This is a genomic window from Effusibacillus consociatus (assembly GCF_042652925.1).
In the GTDB taxonomy this organism is placed as follows: domain Bacteria; phylum Bacillota; class Bacilli; order Tumebacillales; family Effusibacillaceae; genus Effusibacillus; species Effusibacillus consociatus.
The window spans coordinates 20,941-37,385 of record NZ_JBHSHC010000022.1; the positions used below are offsets into that span (position 1 = coordinate 20,941).

Sequence of the window (16,445 nt, forward strand, 5' to 3'; positions counted from 1 at the left end):
CGAATTTTGTAATAAGGGAGTCGACAAAGTTTAGTAGAGTTCGAGGATCGGTAGTCAGGGATCATATACAGAGTTTAAATCTCTTCATAAACATGATTTTAACTGGAGTTGGTAATTCAAGTTTCCAAAAACTACAGATGGTTATTATAACCACTGATAAGTTAATATAGCATTATCGATTTCAACTAAAGGTGGTGAGTATCTCTACATATCAGATTGATAGGGTCTTTCAGTTATTGTTTGATATTTCTCATTATTTTTCATTGTTGAGAGGAGCGTTGTGTTTATGGGAAAGTTCGGATTGCGTTCACTCGTGATTCCGATTTTGTCTCTCGGACTTATTTTAAGTCCAATTCCTGGGCTTTCCAAAGCTACCAAAGCCGGAGAAGCCGATTCTCCAGTTACCGTACCGAAGACGGTTCAGGAACCGAAGAAGGACGTTTCTTTTTCATTACCCCGGGAGGGTCCTCAAGAGCTTGAGCAGTTTCGTACTGCTACCTCCAAACGGTTTTTAAATCCGGATGGATCGTTAACCGAAAAGATCTATATGGAACCGGTGCACTATAAGGACACCTCCACCGGAAAGTGGCTTCCGATTGATTCAAACTTGGCATTAAATTTGAATGGAACCTATAAAAATAAGGCGAACAAATTTACGGTCGACCTTCCGCCTGTGGCGAATGCCGGGTTTTTTCGGTTTGCCGAGAACGGTACTGCCCTGTCTTTCCGTCCCACTTTCGGGATTGCAGTGAAAGGAAGTGTAAAGGACAACCAAATTGGTTATGTGAATGTAGTATCCGACACCGATCTTTATTATGCTGTCGTACCAAACGGATTAAAGGAAACGATTATTCTGAAGAGCTCCAAAGCTCCGACCACTTTCTCGTACGAACTGAAAATGGAAAACCTGACGTACCAGCCTCAAAAGGATGGGACAGTGGCTTTCTACAAAACCGGAGAGAAGGAACCTCTCTTCGTTTTGCAAAAACCTTTTTTGGTTGATTCCAAACAAAGTTCCACCACCGCATCTTATCAGTTTCGAACCGATGCATCTGGCAATACCGTACTCGATCTCGTGGTGGATCCAACTTGGATGCAAGATCCAAACCGGGCGTATCCAATCGAACTCGATCCTACCATCGTGACAAAAGATAGCCCCAAAGTGGATGATACGTTGGTTTCAAGCAGCAACCCATACTCCAATTACGGAAATTGGTCTCATGTGTACGTCGGGGAATCTGTGAACCTGGGAACCACTCGTTCTCTCTTCTGGTTTAATCTCCCCAGTATTCCTAGCGGAGCTGTGATATCGAGTGCAAATCTAACGGTGTCAAATACGACGGTGTATGTCACTAACCAGGCACCCGTAGTAGAAGCTCGTCGTATTACACAAGATTGGACCGGAAATTCCGTGACTTGGAGCAATCAGCCTACGGTTGGCGGAGTTGACGGGTCGTATACTGCCTCCAACACCACCACCCCTGCAAATTGGGATATTCCGATTACCGGACTTGTCCGAGAATGGTATAACGGGACCCAAGCCAATTATGGAGTTGAGTTAAAGTATGCCAATGAAGCATTGGTGGTTAGGGAGTTACTGGCTACTGATGATCCCAACACGCCTGCCAATCACCCGTATCTCTCCGTTACCTACACAGTGGATGGCTTGGGGAAACAGCCATTTTGGACATTTGACGGTTCGGTGAACATGGGGAACCGGAACTTGGTTTTATCGGCCACAGATATTAGTTTTCCGGGTCGACGTGTAGCCGTACCACTCAAACGCACCTACAATAGCCGCTCGAGTTACGAAGGTCCGTTTGGATATGGATGGAACTCAGTGATTGATTTGCGTCTGAATGTTCCAGTCGGTGGGCCAGCCCGGTTGATTGATGGGGACAGAACAGTTCATTACTTTGCTCAAAACCTGGATGGAAGCTATACTTCGCCGCCGGGATTGTTCTGGAATTTGAGTGTTTCAGGCACTACTGCAACCGTTATCACAACTGACTACACTCAATACACGTTTGAAATTTCGACTGGAAAGCCGAAAGAGATTAAGGATGCAGCTGGCAATGCGTTAACCTTTTCTTATAATGCAAGCGGCCAAGTTACCAGTATTCAAGATGCGGCAGCACACGCCATCAGCCTCACCTACAACGCCAGTGGAAAAGTGGATTCTGCGACCGATCCTACTGGCCGCAAATGGCTGTATGGGTACGACAGCAACGGGAATTTAATTAAAGTGACAGCCCCGGACGGAACGGCTGTCCAGTATCGGTATGACAGCAATCGTAATCTGATTGCGTCTGTCTCTCCGAAAGGGAACGCAACGTACTTTGCCTATACATCGGACGACCGTGTGGCGGCCATTAACCCGACAAATGCGGTAACAAACTCAAACTTCGAGGTCGATGCTGACGGTGACGGTTTGCCCGATCATTTTTCATTGGGCGGCGGTCAATCGGGACAAGCATCTTTCGATGCGACTTCCGGTTCAAACTATGGTCAGGCGTTCAAGATCAATACGTCCTCGGCAAATCCGTCAAATTACACCGTTTTTGTGTCGGATCCGATCCCAGCCGATCCTTCCAGGACCTATACACTAAGTGGATACCTAAAGGCCACTCAGACATCCGGTTCTCTCAACACGGTCCTGTCCCTTCTTGCCTATGACGCGAACGGCACTCAATTGGGCGAAGTAGGACGTACGGCGATTGCCGGCCCTTCTGATTGGCAACGAGTGTCTCAGACCATGACTCCCGGAACTGCTACCGCACTTCCGGCAGGAACCACAACCGTCTATGTCAAGGTGGCAGGTTCAAGTTCAAATGGTAGCGGCATTAGCTGGTTTGACGCTGTCCAGTTGGAGGAGGCCGCTTCGGCTACAGATTTTGTATCGGGAAGTCAGTATACAGCGAACCCTCCCACCATGCAGTCCGCAAGCTATGACGGGGAAGGGCGTAAAAACCTGTATACGTACAACGACAACCAAAACGTAACAAAATCGCAGCAAGACCCGTCAGGGCTCAATTTAACCGATACCTTTACTTGGGACCCCAATATCCCGAATACGCTTTCGTCCCATCAGGATCCGAGACTGAACACCTGGTCGTTCTCGTATGATGCAAATTCGGGGAATCTAGTTCAGGTTACCGACCCGAAAAGCGGGAAACAGAGCTTCCAGTGGGACGGGAAGTCCAATTTGACCCAGTACACCGGGGTGAACGGCGGGACCTACAAAAACACGTACGATAACGGCAGCAATAACCTCACGGCCCGTGATCCTTACTCCACGAGCCAGGCGCTGGAAAATGACAGTTACGGAAACGTCGTGAAAGAGACCAATCTTCTGGGCTGGGCGGACAACCTGATCGATAACAGCAGTTTTGAGGGTTCAGTACAGGCGAACGGGTTGCCGAATCGCTTTGCTTACGATGGCGGTCAGCAAAATACATGGAGTCTCAGTACCGACCCGGTTTTTGGGAACCAGTCTTTGAATCTGTCCGCTTCTTCAACTAACGCTCAAACCTATACGGTGATCATTTCAGATCCGGTAACGGCAGACACATCAGCGGATTACGTGCTTTCTGGTTATGTAAAGGCTACCCAAACCTCGGGTACTCAGTCTACGGTCCTTTCTGTACTTGCCTACAACATTACTGGAGGGCAGCTAGGCGAGGTTGGGAGGATGAATCCGCAAGGAACGGCGAATTGGCAGCGCTGGTCAACCGTCATCCGTGCGGCTGATTTTCCTGCCGGTACGGCCACAATTCGGGTGAAACTCGCTGTCTCAAACGGAACGGGTACAGGAAATTCGTCCTTTGACGCTGTACAACTGCAGAAGACTCCGGTTGACACAGCTTATAACTTGGCGGACAATTCGAGCTTTGAACGGGGGTCGACTTGGCCGGATAACTGGAGTACATCCTCTCTTGGAACAAACACGTGGGAAATTTCTCCGAACGTGTATGCTGGAGGACGTGCGGTTTCGATCGCCAATGCCACCAACTGGTCAGGGATTACGTACGGGAATTTCATTCCCTACGACAGCACAAAGACATACAACTTGACCGCCTTTGTGAAAACGGCGGGGCTTTCGGCTCAGGTGGCACATATTAAGATCGAGGAGTATGACACCAACAAAGCGCTGATCGGCCAGGCAGCTTCACAAAGCCTTACGGGAACGAATGACTGGCAGCGTCTCAGTGCGGAACTCGTAGCGGGCAGCGCTGTAGCAGGAACGAAATATATCCGCCCGGTGTTGATGACAGGAAATGCAACCGGAACGGTCTATTTTGATAATGTAAGGTTACAGGAGGAACGAGTGACAACGGAGTACACCTATGACACTTCCAACACTTGGGTGACTTCGAAGAAAAATCCTCTTGGAGAAACCACATCGTATCAACACGATGCGGCGGGTAACGTAAAACAAGAAACAGATCCAATGGGGGATATCAAACAATTCTCCTACGATTCGATGAATCGGCTTTCGCTCGTCATACCTCCCGGGAATGATGTTAAAGCGTTATATAGTTACGACCTAAACGGTAATTTGGAGACGATCAAATTTACCAATTTATCGGAGTCGGTCACCTTTAATCAAACGAAAATTTCTTATAATTCTTTGGATCAGCCGACATCATTGACGGATCCTTTAGGCAGACAGACAACCTATTCGTATACACCCTCAGGTCGACTGAAGGAAATTCTTACAGCGACCAACAATCGGTTGTCCTTTGCATATGACAAAGTCAACCGGCTTACAGATGTCTCTTTCAACGGCAGCGGTCGTTATCAGTACGGTTATGATGCGAATAGCAATGTAACATCCGCGAAAGATCTTGCCCAGAACCGTACTTGGACCGCAACGTATAATGAATTGAACCAGGCTACCAGTTGGAAAGATGATGGAACGGCAACTATTTCCTATACCCTGGATGGCGCAGGTAATGTAACACAAAAACAACTGAAGAACAATACAACAGGAACAGTTCTCAAAACAGAATCGTTGACTTATAACAAAGTGGATCAGACGAACGCTTTAACGGATGCAGACGGGAAAGTCAGCAAGTTTCTGTATAATGAAAACAAGCAGCTTTCCGTGTTGCAATCGGGTAACGACATCTCTCAACGATTCTCCTATAACAGTGCAAGCCGTGTAACTCAAGTCCGTAACCAAACTAAGACGGGTCAGATCCTTTCGACTTTCCTGTATGGATACAATCCGAATGGTCTGATTACAACAATTCAAGATCAGACAGGCCAGACGCTTTCGTATACGTATACGGTCAAAGGACAGTTGGAATCTGAGACACTTCCATCCGGGAATATTGTGACCTATCGTTACGATCCTCTTGGGAACCGGACGGAGCGTCAAGAAAAGCAGCCAAACGGCACCATCGTAAAGACCACGAACTACACGTACGATGCGGCCAATCAACTGGTAACAGTGGATGGCTCGAAACCTTGGACGTATGATCAGAATGGAAATCTGACGTGGAACGGAGTTTACAATTTTAAGTGGGATGCGGCCAACCGGTTGGTAGAGGTGGATGATGCTGCAGGTGGAGTCATTGCGACCTATCAGTACGACGATAAGGGTCGCCGCGTTCAGCAGACAGTCAACGGCCAGGTAACGAAATTCCTGTATGACGGCAAGAGCAACCGGGTATTGGCGGAGTTTGACGGAGCCGGAAACTTAACGAAATACTACACCTGGAGTCCGACCGGACAACTTCTCAGCTTGACGGTAAACGGTACCACCTATTACACGGTTCGTAACGCCCATGGGGACATTGTGCAATTGACCGATGGAAACGGAAATGTGGTGGCATCGTACACTTACGATGCGTGGGGGAACCTTCTGAGTCAATCCGGTACCGCGGCATCGTTTAATCCCTATCGTTATGCAGGGTACCGTTACGATGATACCACTGGTCTGTATTACCTGATGGCTCGCTACTATGATCCTTCGGTAAGCCGGTTTCTGAGTGTCGACCCAGAGTTTGTCGAACCGGATTACACGTATGCGGGTAATAATCCGCTCTCGTTTGTCGATCCGTCAGGTCGCTCTCTAATTGATTTAGGGTTTTTGGTATATGATACGTGGAACTTCATTCAGAATCCAACGTGGGAAAATGCCGCTTGGATGGCCTTTGATGTAGTTATGATGGTAGTCGAACCCACCGGTGCAGCAAATATACTTGCACGTACCGCACGGGCAGTCGATATCGGGGCTCACGCAGTGGAAGGAGCTCGTGTAGTCGGAGAGGCGGATCGCATTGCAGCAAAAGGTGCTGGGGCAATTTCCAAAGGTGCACATGCTGGTGATGGAGTTGCAGCTGTAGCTCATGAGTCTACAGGAATTATTTATAAAAGGACTGACCTTAAAACCGGGGGAACTTATATCGGGCAAGCAAAAAGCGAGGCAAGATATAAACAACGACAAAAAGAACACGCAAGAAATAATCCAAATGCCCGTTATGTTTTTGAGGAGCTGGGTCGTGCAAAACCGGGCAAAGATCTTAATGTCTTAGAACAAAAAATGATTAATAAGTTTGGCGGGATTCAAAGAGGAGGTGAGATACTGGAAAATAAACGGAATCAGATAAGACGAAGTAACTGGAGTAAGTTTGGGATTGAATGATTATTACTAAAATAATGCATAATTTGAGTGGTGAGGGGGTATTCAGGGTTGCTTCTCCCGTTTATACGCCCCCGCACTCACTCAATTCTTAGAGTACCCCCTTTACGTATTGCAATATTTAAATAGCCTCAGAAAGTTGGTGTTTCATTAATGAAAAAGAAAAAAATAATAGCTCGTACGGGAGATATTTTTTCTATTCGAATAGATGAAAAACGGTATAGTTATGGACAAATCGTTGCGGATAATTGGTATGCTATTTTTGATATTGTAGCAGAAAAAAACCCTCCTTTAGATCAGATTACAAATAGATCAATTGTCTTCTTGGTTGAATCCGTTGATGTGAAAATCGAGGATGGGCTTTGGCAGATTATTGGTAATTATTCGATTCCTAAGCATATTCATTTTCCTAAGTTTTTGGTTGAAACTTTGGAAGGATATATGGTTATCGATCATAATGGGAAAATACTCGGACCAGCCTCTGAATATGAAATTAAAAATTTAGCTGGGAAAAAATCGTATTCACCAGCAGTTATAGAAGATGCAGTGAAAGCCAAATTCGGCTCTGAAGAATGGTACTCTTATTTAGATAACCTTGTATATAAGGGATAATTTTTATTACAGAATAAAAACTTTACACACATTATCTATGATGATGAAAATCCTACCTGTAGAATCAATTAACCGGCAAACCCTACAGACACCGGATTCTGCCGGCCTTTTGTATTGGGATAGATCTTGTCAGCAACCTACTTTTATATTTTTCATTTCTCAGCTTGACGGCAAACGGCACAACCTATTACACTGTTCGTAACGCCCGGGGACATTGTCCAATTGACCGATGGAAACGGAAATGTAGTGGCCTCGTACACCTACGATGCGTGGGGGAACATTCTGAGCCAATCAGGTTCAGCCGCTTCCCTCAATCCCTACCGTTATGCAGGGTACCGCTACGATGATACCACTGGTCTGTATTACCTGATGGCTCGCTACTATGATCCTTCGGTAAGCCGGTTTCTGAGTGTCGACCCAGAGTTTGTCGAACCGGATTACACGTATGCGGGTAATAATCCGCTCTCGTTTGTCGATCCATCAGGTCGCTCTCTAATTGATTTAGGGTTTTTTGGCATATGATACGTGGAACTTCATTCAGAATCCAACGTGGGAAAATGCCGCTTGGATGGCCTTTGATGTAGTTATGATGGTAGTCGAACCCACCGGTGCAGCAAATATACTTGCACGTACCGCACGGGCAGTCGATATCGGGGCTCATGCTGTTGAAGGGGCTAGGATAGTTGGAAAGACAGACGAAATCGCCAGCAAAGCATGGTCCGGTGGGAAAAAAGGAAAAGTAACACCATATGAGGTTGGAACCGTTAATGATTTAAGGAATAGGTCTGTTTCTGGTGACCTCGCTATTCATCATGTCGGTCAGCAACATCCCGCCAAACAGGTTATACCGAGATACAATCCAAAAACTGCACCTGGAATTGCAATTCCAACCGAAGAGCATACCAGAATTCCAACTTTGAAAGGTGAATATAGTGGATCTCCACGAAACCTTTTAGCAAAAGATATACGAGATTTAAGAACATACACTAAAGCTCCTAACAGTGCTTTGAAAGAACTGATACAATTGAATAAACAAATATATCCTGAAGCATTTAGGAAATAAGGGGGAATGAGTCCTGAATAATGAGAAATTTGTTCAGGGGATCAAATTTGGGGTTCGAGATAATGCTATAAGAGGTACTCTCAACAGCTTAATTGATCCACCGGGAAGGCGTTCTTTAGAAGACGATATTCTCTTATCAGAATGGTTTAATAATCTTCCTAATAAAGATCAGGAAATGATTGGGAAGGTTATCCAACGTGCCGTCGATGGTGGTATTTTTCGTTTTCTATCAGTATTAGATGGTGTGAGCTTTATTGAAGATGGAGCATCTAAAGGGGATTTTGAGATATATTATGTTAATGGGCTAATTAGGAATCTTCTAAATGACCCGGATAATGAATATCTTCATGACATTTATCGTCGGTTGATTTAAGGAGTCTGCTAAAGTTCTTAAACCTAGACTATAGTATTGTAGGAGTAAACCACTTAGGTGGTTTACTCCTTTCTCTTCACAATGGTGTTTCTTAAGAAGTGGTATACTGGAAAGGGGGGCCTTTAAGCAACTTGAGAATTTCCTGAATCAAAATGGAATTAAGTATACGATATACGACTAAAAAGGGGGGGCAAAATGGACTGCTATCTGATGGATCCACCCTTTGGAGTTAAACCTTTTGTACAAATGAGTAAAAAAGAAGCCGATATTCATTTTGCATGGTATATAAGTGAAATACCTAAAAGACTTCAATTGCTAAAAGATGCTTTTGAATTTACAGGCGGCGGGAAAAAAGAAGTTCTTAATTTGACTCCTGAATCACTAAAACCTTTATGGGAGTGGTTTATTCCTCAAGTTACTATAGTCCAACAGTCACAAGAGGAATTAGAAGCTGAACTTCGAAATGCTCCCGAATGGCTCAGAGAAGCCCAAAAAACTGAGAAGATTAGTAAAGAAGCACTGACAATTGCCATGGATATTGCGGTTTACTTTGCAGAAGTTTTCATTACACATAATGAAAGTGTAAGCTGGGATATCGTTAGAAAACCAAAAAGTGATGCGGATTTTAATCAGCCTGTACTGTTCGGCTTTGGAGAAGATGTTTTAAATCCTAGAAGAGTGTTACACACATTGACTCTTAGAGCCGCACGTGGAGAGACAACAGCAGATGCTCTCTATGATATGTATAAAGTCTGGGAAAATTATTTACCCTAGAAGAGCAAGCCGGATTCCATTTACTTTAAAAAAGGTAGACCTTCCTGAATTTACAGGATTTAGGAGGGTCTGCCTTTTTAGCACTCGTTTTCGTTTGGTGGGTTGTCGGATCGTCACTCAGTGCGGTTGTAATTGAGCTGAACCCCCTGATCTCTAAGGGTCCCGGTGATTGGAGAGGCAGCTTTGTAGAGCCGGGATTCCTGAAGCTGACGCTCGTGAATTAATTCAACAAGCCGATAATTATTTTTCTAGTATCGGTGTGGGCTTCGATACTCCTCTTAGGATATCTGGCAATCGTCGTTAATTCGGGAGGTTATCAATATTGGAAATTAACAAGGGTATAAAAAACAACCTAAAACAATTAGTCATTGAATTAATTAATGGAAACTTTTCGAAGTTGGTTAGTACAGGTCAAGCTGGGAGATTAACAGAAGAAGAAATCCGTACCGCGCTATACGAATGTAATGGAGAGTTAACTCCGCCACCTGAAGAGGCTTATGATACAATTGAAATTTATTCGGTGGAGAACGGTACTAATCCAGCTTGGGCTGTTGATTTTGATTTGTGGATTAACAATGAAAGAAGTGATTTAACTCTTAGTTGTACTGTTATACAAGACGATAAAGGCGAGTTTCAAATCAGTATTGATGACTTACATGTCCTTTAGATCTTTCCCCCACTTCAATGAGTGGGGGTTTTAAATTTACGGTTCCAAGGGAAAACTCGGGGGTTGAAACCTGATGAAAATCGGCTTCTACAGCGCTTTCAATCAATGACCAGAACATATGCCATCTAATCATTAAAAAATTACGCCAAAAAATTTCAAAAATCACAAATTAATGCGTCTACATCCTAGTATTGGCAGGGATTCGAGTCGATACACGTAATGTGTCGCCATTCTCTTTATGTTACATTGCCTAACTAAAATGTTTGTGTGATTATGTTATTTTTGTACAAACAGTAATTCCGCGGAGGAATAACCGATGGATATTCGAAAAGTATTTAAAACAGGAAATAATTATGTGATATCGATTCCTGTAGATCAGGAAATCACTCTGGAATTTACAAAGCTCGTTGATGACTTTATGAACGAATCTGGAGAAGCCCTGAAAGGACTCTCGAAACGATGAGGTATATATCTGTTACCCAAGCCTTATATGTTGACTTCCCAAATCATACAAGCTTATGGGGGAGTACCAGGAGTAAAACATTTGGGTGTTCTTGAATCAGCGGTCTATCGTCCACAGCAAACGGCCTATGGAGAAGACAGTTCTCCGTTCCGCATAAAAGGTTGCATCCAACCAACCCTAACGTGTTGAAGCATTAGAGACCACCACATGGTTCTGATGCTTTTATTTTTACCCCAGTGTTCCGCCGAAGGACAAAATTTAATTGGGTCTAGTGAAGTCATTTGGGTTGTGTGAACCGCCAATAACGGAACTCGGAATACGGAAATGCTGAGCAACAGGTTACAACAAGACGTTGGAACATTTCATTGTTTTGGAACAACAAAAGAAAATGGATGTTCCATCTTCGGAGTACAGCGGCTCAAATAATACTCTACGCCATTCCAAACCGGATCTGGTCGGTTTTCCCGGCTTTCACATTTTCAACGAAACTTTCCCATTTCTCAATGTTTTCAATTTTGCCGTGATTTACAACTTCATTGGATCGCCGATCGGGGGAAACCACTTCAAGGGCACTTTTGGGAGGAGAGTCTGATGTTGAGCAACCTGCAAGAACCAACATTGAAAATAGAAGAACGGGTAAAGTTCTCAAAACATTCGCCTCCTGGCAGTCGTTATTGAGGAGTGTCTGGTGGCTGAATATTTTCTTGGAATTGGCTCTTTTATATTCAGGGGATACCCTTTATAGTTTTAAAAAGAGATTGGATCAGAATGAGGCGGTTTTATGGGGCGTAAATCGATTTATCAAACAGTGTACAATCGGCTGCGTTATCAAATTTTGAGCGGAGAGTGGCCAATTGGCTCCCCTCTGCCACCTGAACGAAAATTGGCGGATGAGTGGGGAGTCAGCCGCAATACCATTGTCCGGGCTTATGGGGACTTGGAAGCGGAAGGGCTTATTTTCAGCAAAATCGGCAGCGGACGTTACGTTCAGCCCGTGCCTCCGCTGCCCGAAGGCGTGAGATTTCAGTGGAGAGATCAGCTTTCCCCCTACCCTTCTTATATGGCAGAGCTTCTTTCTTCATTCGGGAAAGAGTCGGCTATTAATTTTTCGCTCGGGGATGGCGGGAAACATATGTTGGAGATCTCCGATTTTCAGAAGTACGTCAAGCAAGTTGCGGAAAAGGCCGAATCCTATTACTTTTTGCCAATCAACGGGCATCCTCAATTACGCGAATGGGCAGTGTCCTGGATGGGGTTTGATCAAGTGACGTCGCCGGAACAGGTGGTGATCACAAGCGGTTCCCAGGAAGCGCTTCAGATTACAACGGCTGTGCTGGCGGAACCGGGTGATGCTATCGCTGTCGAAATGCCGACCTATTTTGGTGCGCTGCAACTCTTTCAATCATTAGGCATACGGATCATCCCGATTCCAATCGATCGCGAAGGCATGAACGTCGACGTACTGGAGGGTGTGCTTGCCCGCTATCGTCCCCGGTTTGTCTATACGGTTCCCACCTTTCAGAATCCTACGGGATATACAATGTCACTGGCAAGACGTCAACGTTTGCTCGAACTGAGTGAAAAGTACGGGTTTCCGATTGTAGAAGACGATGCATATCGACATTTGCAGCACGGTGCAGAACCGCCCGCTCCTTTGAAATCAATGGATCGCCAGGGGAATGTGATCTACATCAATACATTTTCGAAAATCCTGTTCCCCGGCCTCCGATTGGGCTGGGTGGCAGGGAGCCGCTCTTTTATCCAGTTGGTGACCCGCCGGAAAGAGCTTTCGATCACAACGAACACACTGGGCCAACATGCACTGCTCTCGTTTTTGCAGGATGGATGTTTGCCTGGACACCTTGAGCGATGCCGCCAACTTTATCGCAAACAGGCGGACGTGATGGGACGATTTTTGGACAGTCTCACACCGCTTGGAATCTCGTTTGAACCCACTGCAGGCGGTTTTTATTACTGGGTGTCATTGCCTGAAGGGATTCAGCCGAAAGAAATTTTAAAAGAATCGATTTCGGGGGGAGTCCTTTTTGCTCCCGGTGATATGTTTTTGGCTCGTGAAACGGATCAGCCATTTATACGTCTTTGTTACAGTTACGAAAATAGCGAACAGATTGAAGCGGGGATGGAAATTTTGACCTCGATCCTGCGAACAAGAAAGGAGATGTCTGCATGAAAAGGGATCTCTCGCTGACACAATGGAGGCAAGGTTTGCTGGACGCTGCGCCAATCGCGGTAAGTATCATCATATTCGGAGCGATTTTTGGCATGCTGTCTTCCCAGACTGGCTTGTCTGCGTGGGAAAGTGTCGGGATGTCATTGATTGTCTACGCCGGTTCTGCTCAATTCACGGCCCTGGCGATGTTAGCCGAACATGCTGGAATCTGGTCGATCGTACTGGCCACTTTTCTGCTGAATTCACGCCATTTTTTGATGGGATTGTCCATGTCCCCTCATTACAGTTCTTTTTCGAAAACATTTATCAACGGGTCTGCCTTTTTCCTGACGGATGAGCAGTATGCCATCACGTTAAACCGTTTTCGCCACAATCCAAGCAATAAATCTTACATCGTCACAGTCAGTCTCACTCTTTATTTCGGTTGGGCTCTTGGCACTTGGATCGGAACTGCTGCAGGAAGCTGGATTCCCGACCCGAATGCCCTTGGCTTGGGTTTTAGCTTCACAGCCATGTTCCTGGCGCTGGCGTATTATCAGTTGGTCTCTGTGCTGCGAATCCTGACTTTTCTTGTGTGCGGCGTGTTAGCGATCTGTTTCGCATTTGTACTGCCGAACGGCCTGCATCTGTTGGGAGCCGGGGCGATTGCCTTCATGATCGGCTACTTTTCTCAACCGGTGGTTGCGAAGGAGGTAAAAATGGCGTGAGTACCGGCAGCACTTTTCTTCTCATTCTCGGAATGGCAGCAGTAACCTATTTGACTCGTCGAGCGTTTTTACGATTGCCGGACAGCTTCTTCTCACCCCGGTTGAAAAATGGATTAACATTTATTCCGGTCGGCATTTTCGCCGGTCTGATTTTTCCTTCGCTGTTCGTGAAACAGGGGGAGTTTGTCATCCAGCCCCTGTATCTTCTGGCGAGTGCAGTGTGTCTGGGAGTTATGATCGTGAGCCGAAATGTTTTCTTGAGTCTTGGTATAAGTCTGCTGGTGGTCGTTTTGGGGAAAACAGGTGTGGTTCCTTTGTATTGAACAGGTGTATTTTTTCGCGTTTCAAATTATCGTGTGGAAGGTCCTTCTACCTCTACCCCTTATTTAAATGGAACATATATTGAAATCGGAAAGCGAAATTAAAAATAGATTTCAGACAACTATTCCAAAAGATATACGAGAGAAAGCTAATTTGGGTATTGGTGACGGTTTGATATGGAAGTACGATGAAATTCGGGATGAAATCATTGTGATAAGAAAACCAAAAAGATTTTCAGATGCACTTTGGGGATTGGGGAAAGAGATCTGGGAAAAGGAAAATGGAGACGAATACGTAAGCGGTTCGATCTTCACAGAACGTCCCTTCCGCTCGGCAAACTGGTGAAGTCGCTTCATGGTACCTTCGACTGTATTCGGATTTGTAAACAGTAAGATTTGAGGCAGAGTCTGCCCGCACAAATGGTCAAAAAAAGGCTCGTCGATGTTGAGGATGGGCACAGAAATTCCGATATCTTCTCCGTCTAAGGCAGCTATATAGTTCGTGCACGTAATCAGAATCGCATCTACCTTGCACTCCGCGATCCATTGAAGCTGGTCTCTGATTTTTCGTTTTGCTTGGTCCGAATCGAATTCCGGGTCAGAAGTCAAACGATAGACAAGACCCGGATCGACGAAATGGATGAAATCGATTCCGGTCCAGGAACCCAGTCGTTCGATATATTCGATATTCGAGTAGTGCGCATGCAGACAACCGATCCTCTTTTTCATCATCATCACGATCCCATTTTTTGTTACCCACTATAGCACATCATCGACCTCCGATGATAGATTGGCTGTGGCGGGAAACTTGCGGTACAAGTTCATACAGCGATACCCAGTGCAATCCGTGCTCCCTAAATCCCTTTACCAACCGTTGAAGGGGTGATTCTTCCCCAGGCTTATACCGGTATACAGGAAGTTCTTCCCGAATCACCGAGTGGCCGGCAGCATCTTTCACAGGCTCCAGATAGAGGAATTCCAAGAACGGATGATAAAAGATCGAGGCCACTCCCCGAAACGTGGGGAGTTTGGACAAGACTTGGTCGATTGAGTTTTGCTCATGAATGTAGCCAAGCGGGGTGGGAATATAGACAACTCCCGTTTCGGATAGATATGCGTTTTCTCCCGCCCGGCCGCGAACATCCGATTGATAGATCACCCGCCTGAACCGTTCAAAAATTGCCTCCTGTTCCAAAGTGTGATTATAGTGAGGAGACTCCCAAAAATGGGGATATAAGCCCGCTTTTTGAAACGCAAACAGACTCCTTGTAATGCGATCCACCGTATAAGAGGGGGTGGTTGTTACGGAAGCCCCCTTCACATTGAATTCACTTCCGGTTCCCGAATCCTGATCGTCATCCGGCATTTTGCGATCACCGTACTGGTGGGTATACCCATGCGCTCCAAACAAGGCCCCCTCTCTTTGAGTTTTTTGCATCAATGCCAGAAAGCCCCGCATATACTTATCGGGGTAGAGGGCATCAATTCCCTTGTCATACCAGCTTCCATCCGGTTGGAGGCTGATCCATCTGGGGATCAGGGCCACATGGTAAGGGACATTTTGGAACTTCAGGTATTCAAAAACGGCTCGCAATCGACCCAAATCGTCCGCTGTTCGAAAGGAACCGCCAGGGCCCACATCTTCTAGACGCAGTAAGGCAGGACGCCGTTTCCACCCGTGGTCTGCCCGCGGAAACATTTCATCTCCTCCTTTTTCTTGTGCTGCTGTACCCTATGCGGCCAAGAGAAAAAAGGAGAAATGAAGTTGGCGATTTCTGCAAGAAAGTTGTACAATCTTCCAATAAGAGGTGAAGAGTCGATGATTAAAAAAGTGGAGCATATCGGCATAATGGTATCGGATGCGGAGAGGTCCATCCAATTCTACGAGGAGGTAATCGGTCTCGAACTGCTGAAGCGCGAGAAATTAAATCCGCAAGTGGAGCTCATCTTTATGGCGTTTCCGGGATATCCCGATATGCAGATTGAACTGATTGCAGGCACGGGAGAAACCTATCCGGAGAAGGGTGTCGTGAACCATTTGGCTTTTACAGTCACTGACATCGACAAAGCATGGGAACGACTGAAGCAATTGAATGTGAAACTAATCGACCAAGAACCGCGGACGATCCTTGATGGCGTTCGAATAGGCTTCTTCTACGGTCCGGATCACGAGCGGCTGGAGTTTTTCCAATCCAAGGAGTGAGCAGTTTGACGAAACCTACCTATCAAGATGCGGATATGATGTTTAAACTGTATCAGCATTTTGAATCGGAAAGGATGAGGGCGGCGCGAAAATGGTTCTCTGCGGAATTTAAAGCGGCCACGTATGAACAGTTTTCCGATAAGTATCCGCGAGGAACCGAAGGGTTCGATCATTTTGTTACCCTGTACGGCTTTTTTGAGATGATCGGTACTTTCTACAAAAATGGGCTCGTGCATCCCGATCTGATTTTTGATATGTGGTACATCAACGGTTTTTACAGCAGGTTCCACCCGATCTTTGAAGGATGGCGGAAGCAAGGGGACAAACATGTGGCGGAGAACTTCGAGCTCCTTGCGCTGGCTGAATTGGACTGGATTGGCCGTAACAAGGGAGAGCAATACATACCGGATCTGCCTTATTAGC

The 16,445-nt window shown here is 45.8% G+C and carries 15 protein-coding genes; 13 read left to right on the top strand and 2 right to left on the bottom strand.

Going from position 1 to position 16,445, the window contains the following annotated elements:
* Window positions 1–286 precede the first annotated feature (286 nt).
* The 7 genes from ACFO8Q_RS03575 to ACFO8Q_RS03605 all read left to right on the top strand — a co-directional run bounded on the left by ACFO8Q_RS03575 (window position 287) and on the right by ACFO8Q_RS03605 (window position 10,601).
* Window positions 287–6,652 (top strand): DNRLRE domain-containing protein, encoded by a 6,366-nt coding sequence (locus tag ACFO8Q_RS03575; RefSeq protein ID WP_380024346.1) that lies wholly within the window; start codon window positions 287–289, stop codon window positions 6,650–6,652.
* Window positions 6,653–6,802: 150 nt separating this feature from the next.
* Window positions 6,803–7,261: an Imm26 family immunity protein gene (locus tag ACFO8Q_RS03580; protein ID WP_380024348.1), complete on the top strand. Its 459-nt coding sequence runs from the start codon at window positions 6,803–6,805 to the stop codon at window positions 7,259–7,261.
* 222 nt (window positions 7,262–7,483) lie between these two features.
* Window positions 7,484–7,783: an RHS repeat-associated core domain-containing protein gene (locus tag ACFO8Q_RS03585; protein ID WP_380024349.1), complete on the top strand. Its 300-nt coding sequence runs from the start codon at window positions 7,484–7,486 to the stop codon at window positions 7,781–7,783.
* Window positions 7,784–7,829: 46 nt separating this feature from the next.
* Window positions 7,830–8,324: a hypothetical protein gene (locus ACFO8Q_RS03590; protein WP_380024351.1), complete on the top strand. Its 495-nt coding sequence runs from the start codon at window positions 7,830–7,832 to the stop codon at window positions 8,322–8,324.
* A gap of 568 nt (window positions 8,325–8,892) precedes the next feature.
* A complete protein-coding gene (locus ACFO8Q_RS03595) occupies window positions 8,893–9,471 on the top strand; it encodes a hypothetical protein (RefSeq protein WP_380024352.1) in 579 nt (192 codons plus the stop codon).
* A 322-nt stretch (window positions 9,472–9,793) separates the two neighbouring features.
* Window positions 9,794–10,138 carry a DUF7668 domain-containing protein gene (locus ACFO8Q_RS03600; RefSeq protein ID WP_380024354.1) on the top strand — a complete coding sequence of 115 codons (345 nt, stop codon included), beginning with the start codon at window positions 9,794–9,796 and terminating at the stop codon, window positions 10,136–10,138.
* 316 nt (window positions 10,139–10,454) lie between these two features.
* A complete protein-coding gene (locus ACFO8Q_RS03605) occupies window positions 10,455–10,601 on the top strand; it encodes a hypothetical protein (RefSeq protein WP_380024356.1) in 147 nt (48 codons plus the stop codon).
* Between the two features lie 430 nt (window positions 10,602–11,031).
* On the opposite strand, the gene ACFO8Q_RS03610 is transcribed toward ACFO8Q_RS03605, so the two are convergent.
* Window positions 11,032–11,250 (bottom strand): DUF4362 domain-containing protein, encoded by a 219-nt coding sequence (locus ACFO8Q_RS03610; protein WP_380024358.1) that lies wholly within the window; start codon window positions 11,248–11,250, stop codon window positions 11,032–11,034.
* A gap of 132 nt (window positions 11,251–11,382) precedes the next feature.
* On the opposite strand from ACFO8Q_RS03610, the gene pdxR reads away from it, so the two are divergent.
* From pdxR to ACFO8Q_RS03630, 4 genes are all read left to right on the top strand, one after another.
* On the top strand, window positions 11,383–12,792 hold the full coding sequence (gene pdxR / locus ACFO8Q_RS03615; protein ID WP_380024360.1) for a MocR-like pyridoxine biosynthesis transcription factor PdxR: 1,410 nt from the start codon (window positions 11,383–11,385) through the stop codon (window positions 12,790–12,792).
* Complete coding sequence (locus ACFO8Q_RS03620; protein ID WP_380024362.1) at window positions 12,789–13,499, top strand: AzlC family ABC transporter permease; 711 nt, start codon at window positions 12,789–12,791, stop codon at window positions 13,497–13,499. The genes pdxR and ACFO8Q_RS03620 overlap by 4 nt, the downstream gene beginning before the upstream one ends.
* Complete coding sequence (locus ACFO8Q_RS03625; protein ID WP_380024364.1) at window positions 13,496–13,822, top strand: AzlD domain-containing protein; 327 nt, start codon at window positions 13,496–13,498, stop codon at window positions 13,820–13,822. Before ACFO8Q_RS03620 ends, ACFO8Q_RS03625 begins: the two co-directional genes overlap by 4 nt.
* A gap of 67 nt (window positions 13,823–13,889) precedes the next feature.
* Window positions 13,890–14,165, top strand: a complete 276-nt coding sequence (locus ACFO8Q_RS03630) for an AbrB/MazE/SpoVT family DNA-binding domain-containing protein (RefSeq protein WP_380024365.1) — start codon at window positions 13,890–13,892, stop codon at window positions 14,163–14,165.
* Between the two features lie 423 nt (window positions 14,166–14,588).
* Here ACFO8Q_RS03630 and ACFO8Q_RS03635 read toward each other — a convergent pair whose 3' ends face one another.
* A complete protein-coding gene (locus ACFO8Q_RS03635; RefSeq protein WP_380024366.1) occupies window positions 14,589–15,518 on the bottom strand; it encodes a DUF2334 domain-containing protein in 930 nt (309 codons plus the stop codon).
* 120 nt (window positions 15,519–15,638) lie between these two features.
* Between ACFO8Q_RS03635 and ACFO8Q_RS03640 the strand changes: the two genes are divergently transcribed.
* Together ACFO8Q_RS03640 and ACFO8Q_RS03645 are read left to right on the top strand one after the other, a co-directional pair.
* Entirely contained in the window at window positions 15,639–16,022 is a 384-nt protein-coding gene (locus ACFO8Q_RS03640) for a VOC family protein (RefSeq protein WP_380024367.1), read from the top strand.
* A gap of 5 nt (window positions 16,023–16,027) precedes the next feature.
* Window positions 16,028–16,444 (top strand): DUF4760 domain-containing protein, encoded by a 417-nt coding sequence (locus ACFO8Q_RS03645; RefSeq protein WP_380024369.1) that lies wholly within the window; start codon window positions 16,028–16,030, stop codon window positions 16,442–16,444.
* The last annotated feature ends 1 nt before the right edge of the window (window position 16,445 follow it).